The sequence below is a fragment of the Streptomyces sp. NBC_00670 genome, assembly GCF_036226765.1.
GTDB lineage: Bacteria > Actinomycetota > Actinomycetes > Streptomycetales > Streptomycetaceae > Streptomyces.
Genome location: NZ_CP109017.1, coordinates 6,804,660 through 6,819,201 on the forward strand (window position 1 = coordinate 6,804,660; position 14,542 = coordinate 6,819,201).

19 protein-coding genes are annotated in these 14,542 nt (G+C 73.7%); 11 read left to right on the plus strand and 8 right to left on the minus strand.

The features are described from left to right. The first annotated feature begins 19 nt into the window (after positions 1-19). On the plus strand, positions 20-988 hold the full coding sequence (sigJ, locus tag OIE12_RS29760) for an RNA polymerase sigma factor SigJ (RefSeq protein ID WP_329140637.1): 969 nt from the start codon (positions 20-22) through the stop codon (positions 986-988). 34 nt (positions 989-1,022) lie between these two features. On the opposite strand, the gene OIE12_RS29765 is transcribed toward sigJ, so the two are convergent. The 4 genes from OIE12_RS29765 to OIE12_RS29780 all read right to left on the minus strand — a co-directional run bounded on the left by OIE12_RS29765 (position 1,023) and on the right by OIE12_RS29780 (position 5,155). Then, positions 1,023-2,054, minus strand: a complete 1,032-nt coding sequence (locus OIE12_RS29765) for an SDR family oxidoreductase (protein WP_329140639.1) — start codon at positions 2,052-2,054, stop codon at positions 1,023-1,025. A 75-nt stretch (positions 2,055-2,129) separates the two neighbouring features. Continuing rightward, the gene (locus tag OIE12_RS29770) at positions 2,130-3,104 is read right to left on the minus strand and encodes an SDR family NAD(P)-dependent oxidoreductase (RefSeq protein ID WP_329140641.1); all 975 of its coding nucleotides are present in this window, start codon (positions 3,102-3,104) and stop codon (positions 2,130-2,132) included. Positions 3,105-3,159: 55 nt separating this feature from the next. Continuing rightward, on the minus strand, positions 3,160-3,846 hold the full coding sequence (locus tag OIE12_RS29775) for an HAD family hydrolase (protein WP_329140643.1): 687 nt from the start codon (positions 3,844-3,846) through the stop codon (positions 3,160-3,162). A 295-nt stretch (positions 3,847-4,141) separates the two neighbouring features. Next, a complete protein-coding gene (locus OIE12_RS29780) occupies positions 4,142-5,155 on the minus strand; it encodes a PHP domain-containing protein (protein WP_329140645.1) in 1,014 nt (337 codons plus the stop codon). 153 nt (positions 5,156-5,308) lie between these two features. Here OIE12_RS29780 and OIE12_RS29785 point away from each other — a divergent pair, with 153 nt between their 5' ends. The 3 genes from OIE12_RS29785 to OIE12_RS29795 are packed head-to-tail and all read left to right on the plus strand — an operon-like array spanning position 5,309 to position 7,428. Next, positions 5,309-6,130, plus strand: a complete 822-nt coding sequence (locus OIE12_RS29785) for an SDR family oxidoreductase (protein ID WP_329140647.1) — start codon at positions 5,309-5,311, stop codon at positions 6,128-6,130. 17 nt (positions 6,131-6,147) lie between these two features. Continuing rightward, positions 6,148-7,164, plus strand: coding sequence for a DNA topoisomerase IB (locus tag OIE12_RS29790; RefSeq protein WP_329140649.1), 1,017 nt, complete (start codon positions 6,148-6,150; stop codon positions 7,162-7,164). A 21-nt stretch (positions 7,165-7,185) separates the two neighbouring features. Beyond that, entirely contained in the window at positions 7,186-7,428 is a 243-nt protein-coding gene (locus tag OIE12_RS29795; RefSeq protein WP_329140651.1) for a hypothetical protein, read from the plus strand. Here OIE12_RS29795 and OIE12_RS29800 read toward each other — a convergent pair. Next, the gene (locus tag OIE12_RS29800; protein ID WP_329140653.1) at positions 7,425-8,003 is read right to left on the minus strand and encodes a VanZ family protein; all 579 of its coding nucleotides are present in this window, start codon (positions 8,001-8,003) and stop codon (positions 7,425-7,427) included. The two genes, OIE12_RS29795 and OIE12_RS29800, sit on opposite strands and share 4 nt — an antisense overlap. 508 nt (positions 8,004-8,511) lie before the next feature. On the opposite strand from OIE12_RS29800, the gene OIE12_RS29805 reads away from it, so the two are divergent. Genes OIE12_RS29805 through OIE12_RS29830 form a run of 6 tightly spaced genes read left to right on the plus strand, consistent with a single transcriptional unit; the run spans position 8,512 to position 12,306 of the window. Beyond that, the gene (locus OIE12_RS29805) at positions 8,512-8,697 is read left to right on the plus strand and encodes a hypothetical protein (protein WP_329140654.1); all 186 of its coding nucleotides are present in this window, start codon (positions 8,512-8,514) and stop codon (positions 8,695-8,697) included. Then, complete coding sequence (locus OIE12_RS29810; RefSeq protein WP_329140657.1) at positions 8,694-9,179, plus strand: monovalent cation/H+ antiporter complex subunit F; 486 nt, start codon at positions 8,694-8,696, stop codon at positions 9,177-9,179. The genes OIE12_RS29805 and OIE12_RS29810 overlap by 4 nt, the downstream gene beginning before the upstream one ends. Next, positions 9,172-9,447: a Na(+)/H(+) antiporter subunit B gene (locus tag OIE12_RS29815; protein ID WP_329140659.1), complete on the plus strand. Its 276-nt coding sequence runs from the start codon at positions 9,172-9,174 to the stop codon at positions 9,445-9,447. Before OIE12_RS29810 ends, OIE12_RS29815 begins: the two co-directional genes overlap by 8 nt. Beyond that, on the plus strand, positions 9,444-10,190 hold the full coding sequence (mbhE, locus tag OIE12_RS29820) for a hydrogen gas-evolving membrane-bound hydrogenase subunit E (RefSeq protein WP_329140662.1): 747 nt from the start codon (positions 9,444-9,446) through the stop codon (positions 10,188-10,190). The genes OIE12_RS29815 and mbhE overlap by 4 nt, the downstream gene beginning before the upstream one ends. Continuing rightward, positions 10,187-10,534, plus strand: coding sequence for a sodium:proton antiporter (locus tag OIE12_RS29825; protein ID WP_329140664.1), 348 nt, complete (start codon positions 10,187-10,189; stop codon positions 10,532-10,534). Before mbhE ends, OIE12_RS29825 begins: the two co-directional genes overlap by 4 nt. After that, entirely contained in the window at positions 10,534-12,306 is a 1,773-nt protein-coding gene (locus tag OIE12_RS29830; RefSeq protein ID WP_329140666.1) for a complex I subunit 5 family protein, read from the plus strand. The genes OIE12_RS29825 and OIE12_RS29830 overlap by 1 nt, the downstream gene beginning before the upstream one ends. A 21-nt stretch (positions 12,307-12,327) precedes the next feature. Here the strand turns inward: OIE12_RS29830 and OIE12_RS29835 are convergent, their stop codons facing one another. Together OIE12_RS29835 and OIE12_RS29840 are read right to left on the minus strand one after the other, a co-directional pair. After that, positions 12,328-13,017 (minus strand): DUF4230 domain-containing protein, encoded by a 690-nt coding sequence (locus OIE12_RS29835; RefSeq protein ID WP_329140668.1) that lies wholly within the window; start codon positions 13,015-13,017, stop codon positions 12,328-12,330. A 133-nt stretch (positions 13,018-13,150) separates the two neighbouring features. Next, positions 13,151-13,534 (minus strand): anti-sigma factor antagonist, encoded by a 384-nt coding sequence (locus OIE12_RS29840; protein ID WP_329140670.1) that lies wholly within the window; start codon positions 13,532-13,534, stop codon positions 13,151-13,153. 218 nt (positions 13,535-13,752) lie between these two features. Here OIE12_RS29840 and OIE12_RS29845 point away from each other — a divergent pair, with 218 nt between their 5' ends. After that, complete coding sequence (locus OIE12_RS29845) at positions 13,753-14,145, plus strand: VOC family protein (protein ID WP_329140672.1); 393 nt, start codon at positions 13,753-13,755, stop codon at positions 14,143-14,145. A gap of 71 nt (positions 14,146-14,216) precedes the next feature. On the opposite strand, the gene OIE12_RS29850 is transcribed toward OIE12_RS29845, so the two are convergent. After that, positions 14,217-14,519 (minus strand): DUF4235 domain-containing protein, encoded by a 303-nt coding sequence (locus OIE12_RS29850; protein ID WP_329140673.1) that lies wholly within the window; start codon positions 14,517-14,519, stop codon positions 14,217-14,219. Positions 14,520-14,542 lie beyond the last annotated feature (23 nt).

A 14,542-nucleotide genomic window follows, 5' to 3' on the forward strand; every position in this document is an offset into this window, starting at 1 on the left:
GCGAGGGAAAGGGTGCCCCATGCCGGAAGATCCTCCCGCCGGATCCGCGGAGTGCGCCGAGGCCGGGCGTGACGCGTCGCGGGCTCTCGACGCGGTCATGGCCGAGCGGCATCGTCTGCTGTCGCTGGCCTTCCGCATGACGGGCACCCTGGCCGACGCCGAGGACGTCGTGCAGGAGACCTATGCGCGGTGGTACCGCCTCGAACCCGGGAAACGCGACGGGATCGCCGTGCCCGCGGCCTGGCTGACGCGCGTCGCGAGCCGTATCTGCCTCGATCTGCTGGGCTCCGCGCGGGCACGACGGGAGACGTACATCGGGCAGTGGCTGCCGGAGCCGGTCCCGGCCGACCTCTTCGCGGACACGGCGAGGGTGCCGCTGAACTCCGGTCCTCCCGCTGCCGACCCGCTCGAACGGGTCACCCTCGACGACGCCGTCAGCATGGCCCTGCTGACGGTCCTGGAGGCCATGACCCCGGCGGAGCGGGTGACGTTCGTACTGCACGACGTGTTCGGCGTCCCGTTCGACGAGATCGCCGGTGTCGTGGGCCGGTCGGCGGCGGCGACACGGCAGCTGGCGACGTCCGCGCGCCGCCACGTCCGGCACAGGAGACGCACCCAGGTCTCCTCCCACCAGCACGACGAGGTCGTCCGGGCCTTTCGTGACGCCACCGTCGGAGGCGACATCGAGGAACTGCTCCGCGTGCTGGCTCCGGACGTCGAACTGCGCGTGGACGGCGGCGGCTTCGTCAATGCCGCCACCCAGGTCGTCCACGGACCGGACCGGGTGGCCCGGTGGCTCATGGGGGTGATGCGCAAGCAGCCCGCCCTCCGCCTCGAACGGCGCGACACGGCCGACGGTCTCGGATACCTCCTCCGGGACGGGGGGCGCCGATACGGGATGGTCACCTTCGACGTCGGCGAAGGACACGTCACCCACGTGTGGCTGATGCTGAATCCGACGAAGCTGACCAACTGGCCACTCGACTGACGGGGGACGCACGGGGCCGGGACCCCCGCCGCGGTCACCCCACCTTGCGGCCCCGCAGGGGTTCCGTCGGCGCGCCCGCGCCCTCGCGGAAGCCCTGGAGGAACTCCTCCAGGACCTCCGTCGCCGGCTTCGTCGGGCGCCAGCCCAGCACTTCGTGCGCCCGGGTGCAGTCCATCAGCGGCAGCCTCAGCACCGCGTCGAACAGATGCGGCGACGCCGGCAGCAGCCGCAGGCCCCACGCCGCCGCCACCGCCGACCGCGCCGCCGTCCGCGGCAACCGCACCTGCCGCCGCACCCCCAGCATCTCCCCGAGCACCTCCGCGTCCACCGCCGGCTCCGCCGCGAGATTGAACGCCCCCCGTACGTCCCCCCGCACCGCCAGCCGGTACGCCGCCGCCGCGTCGTCCGTGTGCAGCGCCTGCACCCGCAGCCCCGGCACGTCCGGCAGGAAGGGCAGCGACCCGGGCCTCGCCAGCGGCCCCGGCAGGAACTTCCCGCCGAAGATCCGCCGCTGCTCGCTCGCCGACTCCCGCTTGAACAGGAACGCCGGGCGCATCCGCACCACCCGCACCTCCGGGTGCCGGTACTCGAACGCGTCGAGGGTTCGCTCCAGATACGCCTTCTCCCGGGTGTACGCGGCGTCCGGCCAGCCGTGCGTGGGCCAGGACTCGTCCACCGCCCGGTCCTTCGGCCCCGGCGAGTACGCGCCGACGGACGAGGCGTGCACCAGGGCCGGCACCCCGGCCGCCGCCACCGCCTCGAAGACCCGGATGCTGCCGAGCACGTTGGTCCGCCAGGTGGTCGCCGGGTCGTGCGTCGGCTGGAACGCCCACGCCAGATGCACGACCGCGTCCGCGCCCTGGAACTCCCGTACGAGATCGGCCTGTTCGGAGGCGAGGTCCACCGCGGACCACTGCGTCCCCGGCGGCCGCTCCTCGGGGAGCCGGCGCGCGAGGCCGGTGACCGACGCGATGTCCGGGTCCTCGGCGAGCAGGCGCATCACACTCGTGCCCACATTGCCGGTGGCGCCCGTGACGACGACCCTGCTGCCCACTGCGCTGCTCACCATCGGCTCCTCTCGGTACGGCGAAGACCAGCCGCCCGGGTACCCGGCGGGCGGCACCCGTACCGTCCGGGCCGTTCAGACGGTGCCACGGCCCCCGAACGCGTCCACGCCCGTCAGCTCCGCCGACAGTTCCCACAGCCGGGCCGCCTGCTCCGGGTCGCTCGCCCAGTCCTTCACGCCCCTGCGGGCGCCGTCCGCCGGGGCGGGCTCGGCGATGTCGCAGTCCTCCAGGTACACCCCGCCCCGGTCGGCGAGCAGCGGCGAGGTCGCGGCCCACACCTGGGTGGCCGCGCCCTGCTCCGGGGTCTTGAACCCGGCCGGGTTCAGCGGCCTGCCCTCCGCGTCGATCCAGCCGCGCTCGACCATCTCCTCCTTCGGCAGATGCCGCTGCAACGGGGTGAGGATCCCGCCCGGGTGCAGTGAGTACGCCCGTACGCCGCGGTCCCGGCCGAGCCGGTCGAGGTGGACGGCGAACAGCGCGTTCGCGGTCTTCGCCTGGCCGTAGGCCTGCCACTTGTCGTACCCGGTGCGCCAGTGCGGGTCCGCCCAGCGGATCGGGGAGGCGTGGTGGCCGATCGAGGAGACGGAGACGACCCGCGCCCCGCCCGGCTCCAGCGCCGGCCACAGCCGGTTGACGAGGGCGAAGTGGCCCAGGTGGTTGGTGCCGAACTGTGCCTCCCAGCCCGGGCCGACCCGGGTCTCGGGACAGGCCATGACGGCGGCGCTGTCGATCACGAGGTCGAGGGTGCGGCCGGTGGCGAGGAACCGCTCGGCGAAGCCGCGCACGCTGTCCGGGTCGCCGAGGTCGAGCGCGTCGACCTCGACGCCGTCGATCCCGGTGAGCGCCTCGGCGGCGGCGGACGGCCGCCGGGCGGGCACGACCACCCGGGCGCCCGCCTTCGCCAGCGCCCGGGTGGTCTCCAGGCCGAGCCCGGAGTAGCCGCCGGTCACGAGGGCCAGCTTCCCCGTCAGGTCGATGCCGCGCAGGACGTCGTCCGCCGTGCTCGTCGCGCCGAAACCGGATCCGATGCCGTGCTGTGCTGTGGTCATGCGAGCACGCTACGAATTGGAGGGCGCTCGAAGTCAAGCGCGGGCGCGGCGGGCGTCACCCCGTCGGCTCCGCCCGCTTCCGCCCGAGCGGGCCGTTGCCCTCCTCCAGCGAGGTGAGCAGGTGCACCGGGTCCCGGTAGACCGTGTCCGCCCCCGCGTCCTCCAGGGACGCGCGCGGGATGCCGCCGCACAGGACGCCCACGCAGGTCACGCCGGCGCGGGTGCCCGCCCGCATGTCCCACACCGTGTCGCCGACGAAGACGGCCCGCTCGGGCGGGATGCCGACGAGGTCGAGCGCGTGCTGCACGGGTTCCGGGGCGGGTTTGCCCGCCTCGACGTCGTCGGCGCTCGCCGTCGCCCGGATCGCGTCGTCGGCGTCGATCGCCCTCCGCAGCGCGGACAGCTCGGAGCCGCCGGCGGAGGTGGCCAGTACGACCGTCCAGCCGGCCGCGTCCAGGGCCTTCAGCAGGCGCCCGGCGTCCTCGAAGGCGGGGAGGCGGTCGAAGTACGTGCCGTACAGCGCCTTGTGGGCGGCGCTGAGCGCCTCCACCTCGTCGTCCTCCAGGTTGTCGCCGAGGAGGTGGGTGATCAGGTCGGTGGAGCCGAGGCCGATGGAGCGGTGGATGGCGTGCATGGACACGGGGTGGCCGGCCTGACGGAAGGCCTCCCACCAGGTGGTGACGTGCAGGTGGTTGGTGTCGACGAGGGTCCCGTCGACGTCGAACACGGCGGCGCGCTCCATCGGTGCTCCTTTTTGTATGACGTGGGGGACGGGTACCACGGGTGGTGGTGGATCACGCCGGGGGTGCATACGGCAACTTTCCTCGCCCCCGCCGCCCCTACCCTTCCCGTCCCCGGGGGCAAGCCCCCGGACCCCCAAAGATGCGCAGTTCCCCGCGCCCCTGACAGGGGCGCGGGGCTGTATCGACATGCGGCTCCGCCGCGTGGGCGCGAAACGGGGCGAAGCCCCGTGCCGGGGTCAAAGGGGCGGAGCCCCTTGAGGACGGGACAGGTAGGGGCGGCGGGGGCGAAAGAAGCTACGAACCCGCACCCGTCCACCGCAGCAACCGGTCCGCCCCCCACGTCGTGATCACCCGGTCCGCCGACACCCCGCACTCCTCCGCCCGGGCGCACCCGTACCCCTGCCAGTCCAACTGCCCCGGCGCATGCGCATCCGTGTCCACCGCGAACAACACCCCCGCCTCCACCGCCCGCCGCACCAACCGCCGCGGCGGATCCAGCCGCTCCGGCCGGCTGTTGATCTCCACCGCCGTCCCGGCCTCCGCACACGCCGCGAACACCTCCTCCGCGTCGAACGCGGACTCCGGCCGCCCCTTCCCCGTCACCAGCCGCCCCGTGCAGTGCCCGAGCACGTCCGCGTGCGGATTGCGGACGGCCGCCACCATCCGCCGGGTCATCGCCCGCGCCTCCATCCGCAGCTTGGAGTGGACGGACACGACGACCACGTCGAGCCGCGCCAGCAGTTCCGGCTCCTGGTCGAGCGAGCCGTCGTCGAGGATGTCGCACTCGATCCCGGTGAGCAGCCGGAACGGGGCCCACCGCTCGTTCAGCGCGGCCACCACCTCCAGTTGCTCGCGCAGCCGGTCCGGGGACAGACCCCGGGCCACCGTCAGCCGGGGGGAGTGGTCGGTGAGGACCGCCCACTCGTGGCCGAGCCGGGCCGCCGTCCGGCCCATCTCCTCGATCGGGCTGCCGCCGTCCGACCAGTCGGAGTGCAGATGGCAGTCGCCGCGCAGCCGCGCCCGCAGCTCCTCCCCGCCCCGTACCAGCGGTTCACCGGCCGTCGCCTCCAGCTTCTCCAGATAGCCGGGCGTACCGCCGTCCAGCGCCTCGCGCACCACCTGCGCGGTCTTCGGGCCGATGCCCTTGAGCCGTTCGAGTGACCCGGTCCGGGCGCGCTCGGCCACGTCGTCGGGCGACAGCGGGGCCAGGACGGCGGCCGCGGTCCGGAACGCGCGGACGCGGTAGGTCGGCGCCTGGTCCCGCTCCAGCAGGAACGCGATCCGGTCCAGTGCCTCCAGCGGGTCCATCGGTGCCTCCTCGGCCGCCCCTGGGGTGTCTCGGCTCCCTTTCGTCGGGAGTGCCCCGCCGCACCGCGCTCACCCCTGCCGAGTCCCGGTTTGCCCGTACCCCGGCCGGGTACTGCGATGACTCCGAGCATCGCGGAACGCCGAGGAGGCCCCATGACCGTGCCCGACCCGTCCCCGGCCGCACCGGCGGGCCGCGTGGCCGTCGTCACCGGTTCGGACTCGGGGATCGGCCGCGCCACCGCCGTACGCCTCGCCGAGGCGGGACTCGACGTCGGCATCACCTGGCACACCGACGAGGAGGGCGCCGAGCGCACCGCCGAGGAGGTCCGCGCGCATGGCCGCCGTGCCGAGGTGGCCCGGCTCGACCTGACCCGGCTGCCGGACGCCGCCGGGGTCGTCGACGATCTCGCCGAGCGGCTGGGCCGCATCGACGTGCTGGTCAACAACTCCGGCACCGGCACCGCCACCCCCTTCCTCGACCTCGCACTCGACGACATCCGCGAGGTCCTCGAGGTGGATCTGCTCGGCCCGTTCCTGTGCGGGCAGCGGGCCGCCCGGCGGATGATCGCGCAGGGCGACGGCGGCCGGATCGTCAACGTCACCTCCGTGCACGAGCACGCGCCCCGCGTGGGCGCCGCGCCGTACTGCGCCGCCAAGGGCGGCCTCGGCCTGCTCACCCAGGTCATGGCGCTGGAACTGGCCGAGCACGGCATCACCGTCAACGCGGTGGCGCCCGGCGAGATCGCCACCCCCATGACCGGGCAGGAGGACACCGACCCGACCACCGAGCGACGGCCCGGCATCCCGCTCGGCCGGCCCGGCGACGCCCGCGAGATCGCCGCCGTGATCGCCTTCCTCGCGAGCCCCGACGCCTCCTACGTCACCGGTTCCTCCTGGGCGGCCGACGGTGGGATGCTGCGGATGGGTCCGATGGCCGGCTCGCATCTGACCGGCGACGACTGGCGCCGGCCCTGAGCCCCGCGCGCACCACCGTGAGACTGCGCACCAGCTCCTGCGACGGCCCCGGCTACCGCCGCGTCCGCTCCGGCCGCGGCTTCCGCTACCTCGACCCGCACGGCGAACCCCTGACCGATGCCGACGCCCTCGCCCGCATCCGCGCCCTGGTCATCCCGCCGGCCTGGCGCGAGGTGTGGATCTGCCCGTGGCCCAACGGCCACCTCCAGGCGGTCGGCACCGACGACGCCGGGCGCCGCCAGTACCTCTACCACGAGGAGTTCCGGGCCCGGCAGGACGAGGCCAAGCACGCACACGTGCGCGAGGTCGCCCGCGCGCTGCCCGACCTGCGCGCCCGCGTCCGCGCCGACCTCGACGACCGCGGACTGACCCGCCCCCGGGTCACCGCCTGCGCCGTCCGCCTGCTCGACCTCGGCTTCTTCCGCATCGGCAGCGACAGCCACACCCGGGAGAACCACACCTACGGCCTCACCACCATGCTCCGCGAGCACGTCACCTGCGGCCGCGGGGAGATCGCCTTCAACTTCCCCGCCAAGTCCGGGGTGCGGATGGTGCGGGCACTGGTCGACGAGGACGCCGAGAAGGTCGTACGGGCGCTGCTGCGCCGGCCGCGCGGCGGGGACCGGCTGCTGGCGTACTACGAGGGCCGGGCCTGGCACGAGCTGCACGGCTCCGACCTGAACGAGGCGTTGCGGCGGCTGTCCGGCACCGACATCACCGCCAAGGACTTCCGCACCTGGCACGCGACCGTCCTGGCCGCCGTCGCCGTCTCCGTGACCGCCGAGGCGGGGCGCGACTCCAAGGCGGCCCGCAAGCGGCAGACGACCCGGGCGGTGAAGGAGGTCAGCCGCTACCTCGGCAACACCCCGGCCGTGTGCCGGTCCTCCTACATCGACCCACGGGTCTTCGAGGCGTTCGAACAGGGGCACACCATCGCGCCCGCGCTCAGCCGGCTGGGCGAGCACGGCGACTTCGGGCGGCCCGCCACGCAGGGGGCGGTGGAGGCGGCCGTGCTGGAACTGCTCGACGGCTGAACAGTCACTACCCTCGAAGACATGACCGAAAGCGCGAGCCCCTACATCTCCTGGCCGCGGATCCTGGTGCTCGGAGTCCAGCCGGGTACGCCGCCGTTCCGGATCGTGGAGATCGACGGAGAGGTCGTCGGCGAGGCAACGGCCCTCACCGACGTCCTCATGGTCGCCGCGGCAGCGGGCATCCGGGTCCACGATCTCGACGACCCGGACGTGGTGCGGTGGGTCGGCGGCGACAAGTTCACGTGGACGGTGCGGGGGCGCTAGCCGCGGGCCGGCCGGGGGCGGGGGCGGGGTTTGCGGGCGTGGACCGCGCGGCCCAGGCGGCGGCCGAGGAGCAGGTGGCCCAGGAGTGCGCCGGTGGTGTTCAGGATGACGTCGTCGATGTCGAAGGCCCGGCCGGTGATCAGTGCGCCCTGTACGAGTTCCACGGCCAGCATGACGAGTGCGGTCACCAGGCAGACGCGGAGGAGGCCGCGGGTGCCGGGGGAGAGGACGGGGAGCAGGATCCCGAACGGTACGCCCAGGAGGACGTTGCCGCCGATCTGCTTCACGGCGTCCCGCAGGCCGGGTTGCTCGACGTAGGCGCGCAGCGAGCGGCCGGGGTGGAGGTTGCTGTGCGTCAGGGGGACGGAGGCGGGGGAGGGTTCGAGGGTCAGGCGGGCGAGGACGGCGGCGAAGGCGACCATCGCGGTGAAGGCGAGGAGCATCGCGAGGAGGCGGAGGGGGAGGGGCAGGGGGCGGGGCCCCGGGGGTGTGGGGTTCCGGGGGGCGGGGGGTGGCTTCTTCGTGGTACGCCGGGTGCGGGTGGCGTGTCGTAGACGCTCGGCCATGGTGGTCATTCCGTCCGGTCCCCTCTGCGCAGCCAACTGCCCCGTGTCTCAGGGCGGTTACCCGGGGTCGGGGCGCTGATGCGGGGGCAGGAGCCGCGGTTTTTCCGCCCCCGCCGCCCCTACCCTCCCCCAAGCTCTCGGCTGCGCTCGAGCAGGGGGGACCCCCATCGTCCCTTCAAGGGGCTCCGCCCCTTGGACCCCGGAGAGCTCGGGTGGGTGGGGTTTCGTCGGGGAGTGCGGGTGGGTGGGGACTTCTCGCGCAGTTCCCCGCGCCCCGTACGGGGCGCGGGGAACTGCGCGACCCGCCACGACGCGGCCGTACCCGCCGGCGAACCGAACCCCCCGAGCTCTCCCGCGCCGGGGTGCAAGGGGCGGAGCCCCTGGTGGGGACGGGGCGCCGGTGGAACCCCGCGGGTTCCACCGGCGCGTGCTGCCGCACGCGTCACGTCCGTGGTGTTTGGATGGCGCCGCGAGTGGAACTGGGCGTCACGGGCCCGGCCGTGGACGGAGGTGTCGCATGGGATCCCGACCCGCGCTCCGCGCCGCCCTCGGCGAGGTCGCCGCCTGGTGGGCGGCCCTCTTCGTGCTGTGGCTCATGCTCATCAGCACCATCGCCCCCCTCGAACTGACCGTCGGCGCCGCCGTCTCCCTCCTCGGCGCCGTCACCGCCCACGGCGCCCGACGGGCGGTGCACGACGGGTGAACGGCTGGACCACCACCGCCACCGTCGCCCTGGCCGGCGGAGTCGGCGCCACCCTCTGGGGCGTCGTCACCGGCCCCCTGCGCCGCCGGGTCGTCGCACAGAACCTGTCCAGCGCCCTCGCCGCCCCCGCCCTCCTGCTGCTCGCCCAGGGCTACGACCGCCCCGCCTACGTCGACCTCGCCCTCGTCCTCGCCCTGCTCGGCCCCGTCGGCACCCTCGTCTTCGCCCGCCTCCTCGCCGACGAACTCGCCGAGGACCCACCGGGCGCCCGCAACCTCACGCTCGCCGTCGCCGCGTACGGCGCCGTGGTCGTCGTCGTGCTGTGCGTGGTCGCCGGGCCCGGCAGGGCCATGGTCAAACTGCTGATCGTCGGCGCGCTGCTGATCGCCGGCAACCTCATCGCCTCCCGAGCCCTGTCCGGAGGCTTCGGCACCGGAGAAGAGACCGCCCGAGACGAACGGGAGAGCAACGGCCGTGGATGATCCGCTCGTCGTCGTCACCCTGCTGCTGGTCGCCGCCGCGGCCACCGCCGCCGTCGCCGTCCGCGACCCCGTCCGGCAGGCGCTGGTCCTCTCCCTCCTCGGCCTCTGCCTCGCCGTCCTGTTCACCGTCCTGCAGGCCCCCGACGTCGGACTCTCCCAGCTCGCCGTCGGCTCCGCCCTCACGCCGCTGCTGCTGATGCTGGCCGTGCGCAAGGTCAGACGCCGGCCCAGGAGGGCCGGGACCGGGGAGCGGGAGAAGGCCCGGTGACCCGTCGCGCCCGGCTGCTCGTCCTCGCCGTCGGCGGCGCCGGCCTCACCGCCCTGCTGATCGCCGCCTGCCTCGACCTCCCCGACTTCGGCCGCGCCGCACACCCGTACGGCACGCGCGCGGTGAGCGCCGCGCTTGCCCGGCACACCGCCAACACCGTCGCCGCCGTCAACTTCGACCAGCGCGCCTTCGACACCCTCGGCGAGATGACCATCCTGTTCGCCTCCGTCCTCGGCACCGTCGTCCTGCTGCGGCAGAGCCGCGACGAGGAGCGCGCCGCACCGGAGTCCGCGCGGGTCGCCGCCCCCGTACGCAGGTACGCGCTGCTCCTGCTGCCCGTCGCCGTCGTCACCGGCCTGTACATCGTGGCCCACGGCCAGCTCAGCCCCGGAGGCGGCTTCCAGGGCGGGGTGGTCGCCGCGACCGCGATCCACCTGCTCTACCTCGGCGCCGACTACCGCTCCCTGGAACGCGTCCGCCCGGTCGGCGTCTTCGAGCTCGGTGACGCCCTCGCCACCTGCTCCTACCTGGTCCTCGGCCTGGCGAGCGTGCTCGCCGGGACCGCGTTCCTCGCCAACGCCCTGCTGCCGTACGGCACGTTCAACACCCTGGCCTCCGGCGGTTCCGTGCCCCTGCTGAACGCGTTCATCGGCATGGAGGTCGCCTGCGCCGTCGTCGTCCTGCTGGCCCTCTTCCTGGACCAGGCCGTCGAGATCGAGGAGGAGGGGAACAGGAACGGATGACCTTCTTTCCGTACCTCGTCGCCGCGTACATCTTCCTGGTCGGCTGCTACGGGCTCGCCACCAGCCGCAATCTGATCCACGCCGTGGGCTGTCTGTCCGTGTGCCAGGCCGCCACCTACGTGCTGCTGCTCACCGTCGGCTACCGCGACGGCGGCACCGCCCCCGTCTTCTCCGACATCCGGCCCGGCTCCCGGCCCGTCGTCGATCCGGTGGTGCAGGCGCTCACCCTCACCGACGTCGTCGTCGGGGCCACCGTCACCGCGTTGCTGCTCGCCCTGGTCATCCAGGTCGTCAAGCGCCACGGCACCGCCGACCCGGACGAACTGCGGGAGCTGCGCGGCTGATGAACCACCTGCTGCCCCTGCTGGTCGCGCTCCCGCTGCTCGGCGCCGGACTGCTCGCCGCCACCGGCCGGCTGCTGCCCCGGATCGCCGCGGAGACGGCCGGCGTCGTCGTCTCGGCCGGCACCGCCGTCCTCGCGCTCGTACTGCTCCTCAACTCCTCGCCCCCGCTGGTCGAATGGGTCGGCGGTTGGCCGCCCAAGGCTTCGAAGGGCGGGGAGAGCGTCGGCATCGTCCTCGTCGGCGACGGCGTCGGGCTCGGCATGGCCGCGCTCGTCTCCGTCCTCACGGTGGCCGCCCTCGCCTACTCCTGGCACTACTTCGACGAGGCGCCCGAGGGCCAGGCCGGCACCTTCCCCGCGCTGGTCCTGCTTTTCCAGGGCGGCATGTGCGGCTTCGCGATCGCCGGGGACCTGTTCAACGCCTTCGTCTTCTTCGAGCTGATGAGCGTCGTCGCCTACGCGCTCACCGGCCACCGGGTCGAGGAGGCCCGGGCCGTCCAGGGCGCGCTGACCTTCGGCGTCGTCAACTCCCTGGGCGCGTACGCGATGCTCATGGGCATCGGACTGCTCTACGCCCGCACCGGCGAACTCTCGCTGACGGCGATCGGCCGGGGACTGGACGCGCACGGCGGGCCCGACGCGCTCACCCTCGCCGCGTTCGTCCTCGTCCTGACCGGCCTGCTCGTCAAGGCCGCCGCCGTGCCCTTCCACTTCTGGCTGCCCGACGCGCACGCGGTGGCCCCGACCCCGGTGTGCATGCTGCTCTCCTGCGTCATGGTCGAACTCGGCGTCTACGGCGTGTGGCGGGTCTACGGCACGGTCTTCGCCGGGCCCGGCGGCATCCCGGCGGCGGGTCTCGAGCACGCGCTGCTCGCGCTCGGCGTGCTCACCGGCGTCGGCGGTGCCTTCATGTGCTGGTACCAGCGGCACATCAAACGGATGCTCGCCTACTCGACCGTCTCCCACGTCGGCCTGTTCCTCGTCGCCATCGGCGCCTACACCCCGGAGGGCGACGACGGGGCCGCGCTCTACATCCTCGGGCACGCCGGCGTGAAGGCCGCCCTGTTCGCCGTGGCCGGCATCCTGCTCGACCGGTACGGCAGCGTCGACGAGAAGGAGCTGCACGGCAGGGCGCGCGAACTGCGGCTGCCCGCCGTGCTGTTCGCGGCCGGCGGGCTGGCCCTGGCCGGACTGCCGCCGTTCGGCACCGCGTTCGGCAAGGCGGTCTCGGAGGAGGCGGCGGGCGGCCCGTTCACCGTGCTGTACGTCGCCGTCTCCGCCGTGACCGCCGGAGCCGTACTGCGGGTCGCCGCACGGGTGTTCCTCGGACTCGGTCCGGAACCCGAGGAGGCCGCGCAGGCGGAGACCAAGGGGACGGGGGAGGAGCCGGAGACGCACGGGCGGCTGGGCAGACTGCCCGACACGATGGTCGTGGTGCCCACCGTGCTGCTGGCGGCGGCCCTGGCGATGGGCGTCGTCCCGGGCTTCGCCGGAGTGGTCTCGCACGCGGTGAGCGAGGCGGGGTCCGGCGGGGCGGTCGTCACCACGACCCACTGGACCCCCGCCGGGGTGCTGTTCGGCCTGCTGTCCACGGCGCTGGCGGCCGGCCTCGCCGCCCTCGCCGTCACCCGCCCGCACCTCACCGCCCCGCACCCCTGGACCGACCCCGTACGGCGCCTGCGGTCCGGGCACCTGGGGGACTACGTGGCCTGGCTGGTGGCGGGGGCGGCGCTGGTGGGGGTGCTGGCGTGGCCGTCGGTGCTGGGCGGCTGACCGGACCTCCGGAGGGCGCCGTTACGTGCCGTAGGTCACCTTGACGTCCTCGAAGCCCAGCGAGTGCAGCAGTCCGTCGAGCATGCCGGTGGTGTTCTCCTCGGCACGGCCGGTCAGTTCGCTCTCCTTCGCGGCCTCGCCGATGTGCTTGACCGCCAGCTTCTGCACCGCGCGCTCGCTGTTGGGGTTGTCCGAGAACAGATCACCGAGCCGGTCGAGCAGCCCCCGCTGCTTGGAGACGGCGTACGAACGGTCGGGGTCGAGCGACGGCTTGCCGAGGACCGCGTGCGGCAGCCGCAGCGTCGCGGAGGTGCGGTCGTCGTCGACCTTCACGTCCCCCTTGCCGAGGCGGCCGAGGTCGACATAGGCGTCGACGGTGCCGGCGCCCACGTACAGCGTGCGGGTGCCGCGGACCGCGTCCGGCAGGAACTTCGCGTCCTTCTCCAGGTCCACGACGACCTGGAAGTTGCCCGAGGCGGCGTCGTAACGGCTCAGGTCCTGGATGGACTTCAGCAGCGCGGGGCCGGAGCGGTCGTGGGTCTCCTCGCCGAACAGGTCCCGCAGCCCCGGCAGCACGGCCAGCCGCAGCCCGGCGAAGAGCACGGCGAGCACGGCGACCACGGCGATCAGCGCCCTGGCCCAGCCGGGCAGCCGGCGGGCGGGGGCCCGCGCGGGGGACCGTTCGGAGGTTTCCTTGCTGGACGTCGTCATGTCGACTGTCCTCCCTTCTCCTGCCGGATGCCCGCCAAATCCCGTGGCACAACGCCCGGTTGAAGGTCATCGGGAGGAGGAGCCCGCGGCCTGGCGGCACGGGGGAGGAACCGCAGCGCCTGGCGCCCCGGCGTCACGGGCAGTCGGACGCCGCTTCCGGTAGACGCCCGAGGACGGCCTCCACGCTGGGCCGCGGGGGCATGACCGCGGCGACGCCGGTGATCCGCAGCACCCGCAGCGTCAACGGATGCGTGCACACCAGATGGACTTCTCCGCCGCGCTCCCGCACCCGCAGCCGGACCCGGGTGAGCAGCCGCAGCCCCGAGCAGTCGAAGAAGTCCACCGGGCGCAGGTCGATCACGACGTGCGGGCCCGGCCGTTCCGTCACGGCGTCCAGGAGCGGCGTGAGTTCGACCGCCGCCGCGATGTCGATGTCACCGCGGAACTCGAGCACCGTAAGCGCGCGTTCACGGCGGACACGCAGATGCCGGCTGAGCGGCGCGGGGTCCTGCTGCACGACGGGTTCTCCTTCTGCCGGCTCCTGCCCCGCCCAGCAAGTTACCCCCGATCGAGTGAATTCCAGCATGTTCGATTGACATATGTCAGCCATTTAACAAGGGAGTTGGCGTCCACCGGACGGGGTAGCCGCACGGAGAGGCAGGGCGGACGGCGGCAGCGGGCCCCGTGGCAGGGCGGCCGGCAGGGAGCCCACGCCCGATCCCGTACGGAGGAGACATGGGACTGGTAGTGGCAGGCGTCGTCGTCCTCGACTGCGCCGAACCCGAGAAACTCGCCGCGTTCTACAAGGAGTTCCTGGACGCCGAGGAGAGCGACGCGACCGCGAACCGGGTGGAGGTGCGCAGCTCCGACGGACTGCGGCTGGCCTTCCGCCGGGACGCCAATGCGACCCCGCCGAGCTGGCCGCGCCCGGAGAATTCCCTCCAGGTCCACCTCGACTTCCTCGTCGACGACCTGGACGAGGCCGAGCGCAGGGTCGTCGCCCTCGGCGGACGCCCGCTGGAGACCAGGGACGCGCCGGGCCCGTACGAGGAGCGCGGCTACTCCGACCCGGCCGGCCACTCCTTCACCCTGCGCCGCACGCCCGACCCCGCGCCGAAGCAGGGCTGAGAGGCCCGGTCGCACCGACTACGGCGGGGGCCGGTTCCGCTGGGAACCGGCCCCCGCCGTGCGTATGTACGTCAGTCCCGGCCGCTCTTCTCCGCCGTCGGCCACACGCCCGTGGAGCGCTCGATCGCCTTCGCGCCGGCCCGGTCCGCCGCGCTGCGCACCACCGCGAAGATGGCGCCCTGGACCGCCGCGGCGAGCAGCACCTCGCCCCAGCCGCGGTCCCGGTCCAGCGCGTCGGGCGCGTCGTCCTCGTGCCGGATCGCCTTCCAGGTCGCCTGGAACGCCTTCCCGGCCAGCGCACCGCTCACCCAGCCGAGCGCGAAGCCGACGGGCTTGTAGGCGAGCGACAACTGCTGCTTCTTCTTTTTCGCCATGTACCTCTCCTTGATCGAAGAAC

What these genes read in the sequence shown, in the direction of transcription:
- OIE12_RS29795 (WP_329140651.1), top strand. Translation starts at nt 7,186, where the DNA reads ATGACCGAAAGCGCGAGCCCCTACATCTCCTGGCCGCGGATCCTGGTG.
- OIE12_RS29785 (WP_329140647.1), top strand. Translation starts at nt 5,309, where the DNA reads ATGACCGTGCCCGACCCGTCCCCGGCCGCACCGGCGGGCCGCGTGGCC.
- OIE12_RS29780 (WP_329140645.1), bottom strand. Translation starts at nt 5,155, where the DNA reads ATGGACCCGCTGGAGGCACTGGACCGGATCGCGTTCCTGCTGGAGCGG.
- OIE12_RS29830 (WP_329140666.1), top strand. Translation starts at nt 10,534, where the DNA reads ATGAACCACCTGCTGCCCCTGCTGGTCGCGCTCCCGCTGCTCGGCGCC.
- OIE12_RS29850 (WP_329140673.1), bottom strand. Translation starts at nt 14,519, where the DNA reads ATGGCGAAAAAGAAGAAGCAGCAGTTGTCGCTCGCCTACAAGCCCGTC.
- sigJ (WP_329140637.1), top strand. Translation starts at nt 20, where the DNA reads ATGCCGGAAGATCCTCCCGCCGGATCCGCGGAGTGCGCCGAGGCCGGG.
- OIE12_RS29845 (WP_329140672.1), top strand. Translation starts at nt 13,753, where the DNA reads ATGGGACTGGTAGTGGCAGGCGTCGTCGTCCTCGACTGCGCCGAACCC.
- OIE12_RS29800 (WP_329140653.1), bottom strand. Translation starts at nt 8,003, where the DNA reads ATGACCACCATGGCCGAGCGTCTACGACACGCCACCCGCACCCGGCGT.
- OIE12_RS29835 (WP_329140668.1), bottom strand. Translation starts at nt 13,017, where the DNA reads ATGACGACGTCCAGCAAGGAAACCTCCGAACGGTCCCCCGCGCGGGCC.
- OIE12_RS29805 (WP_329140654.1), top strand. Translation starts at nt 8,512, where the DNA reads ATGGGATCCCGACCCGCGCTCCGCGCCGCCCTCGGCGAGGTCGCCGCC.
- OIE12_RS29825 (WP_329140664.1), top strand. Translation starts at nt 10,187, where the DNA reads ATGACCTTCTTTCCGTACCTCGTCGCCGCGTACATCTTCCTGGTCGGC.
- OIE12_RS29775 (WP_329140643.1), bottom strand. Translation starts at nt 3,846, where the DNA reads ATGGAGCGCGCCGCCGTGTTCGACGTCGACGGGACCCTCGTCGACACC.
- OIE12_RS29770 (WP_329140641.1), bottom strand. Translation starts at nt 3,104, where the DNA reads ATGACCACAGCACAGCACGGCATCGGATCCGGTTTCGGCGCGACGAGC.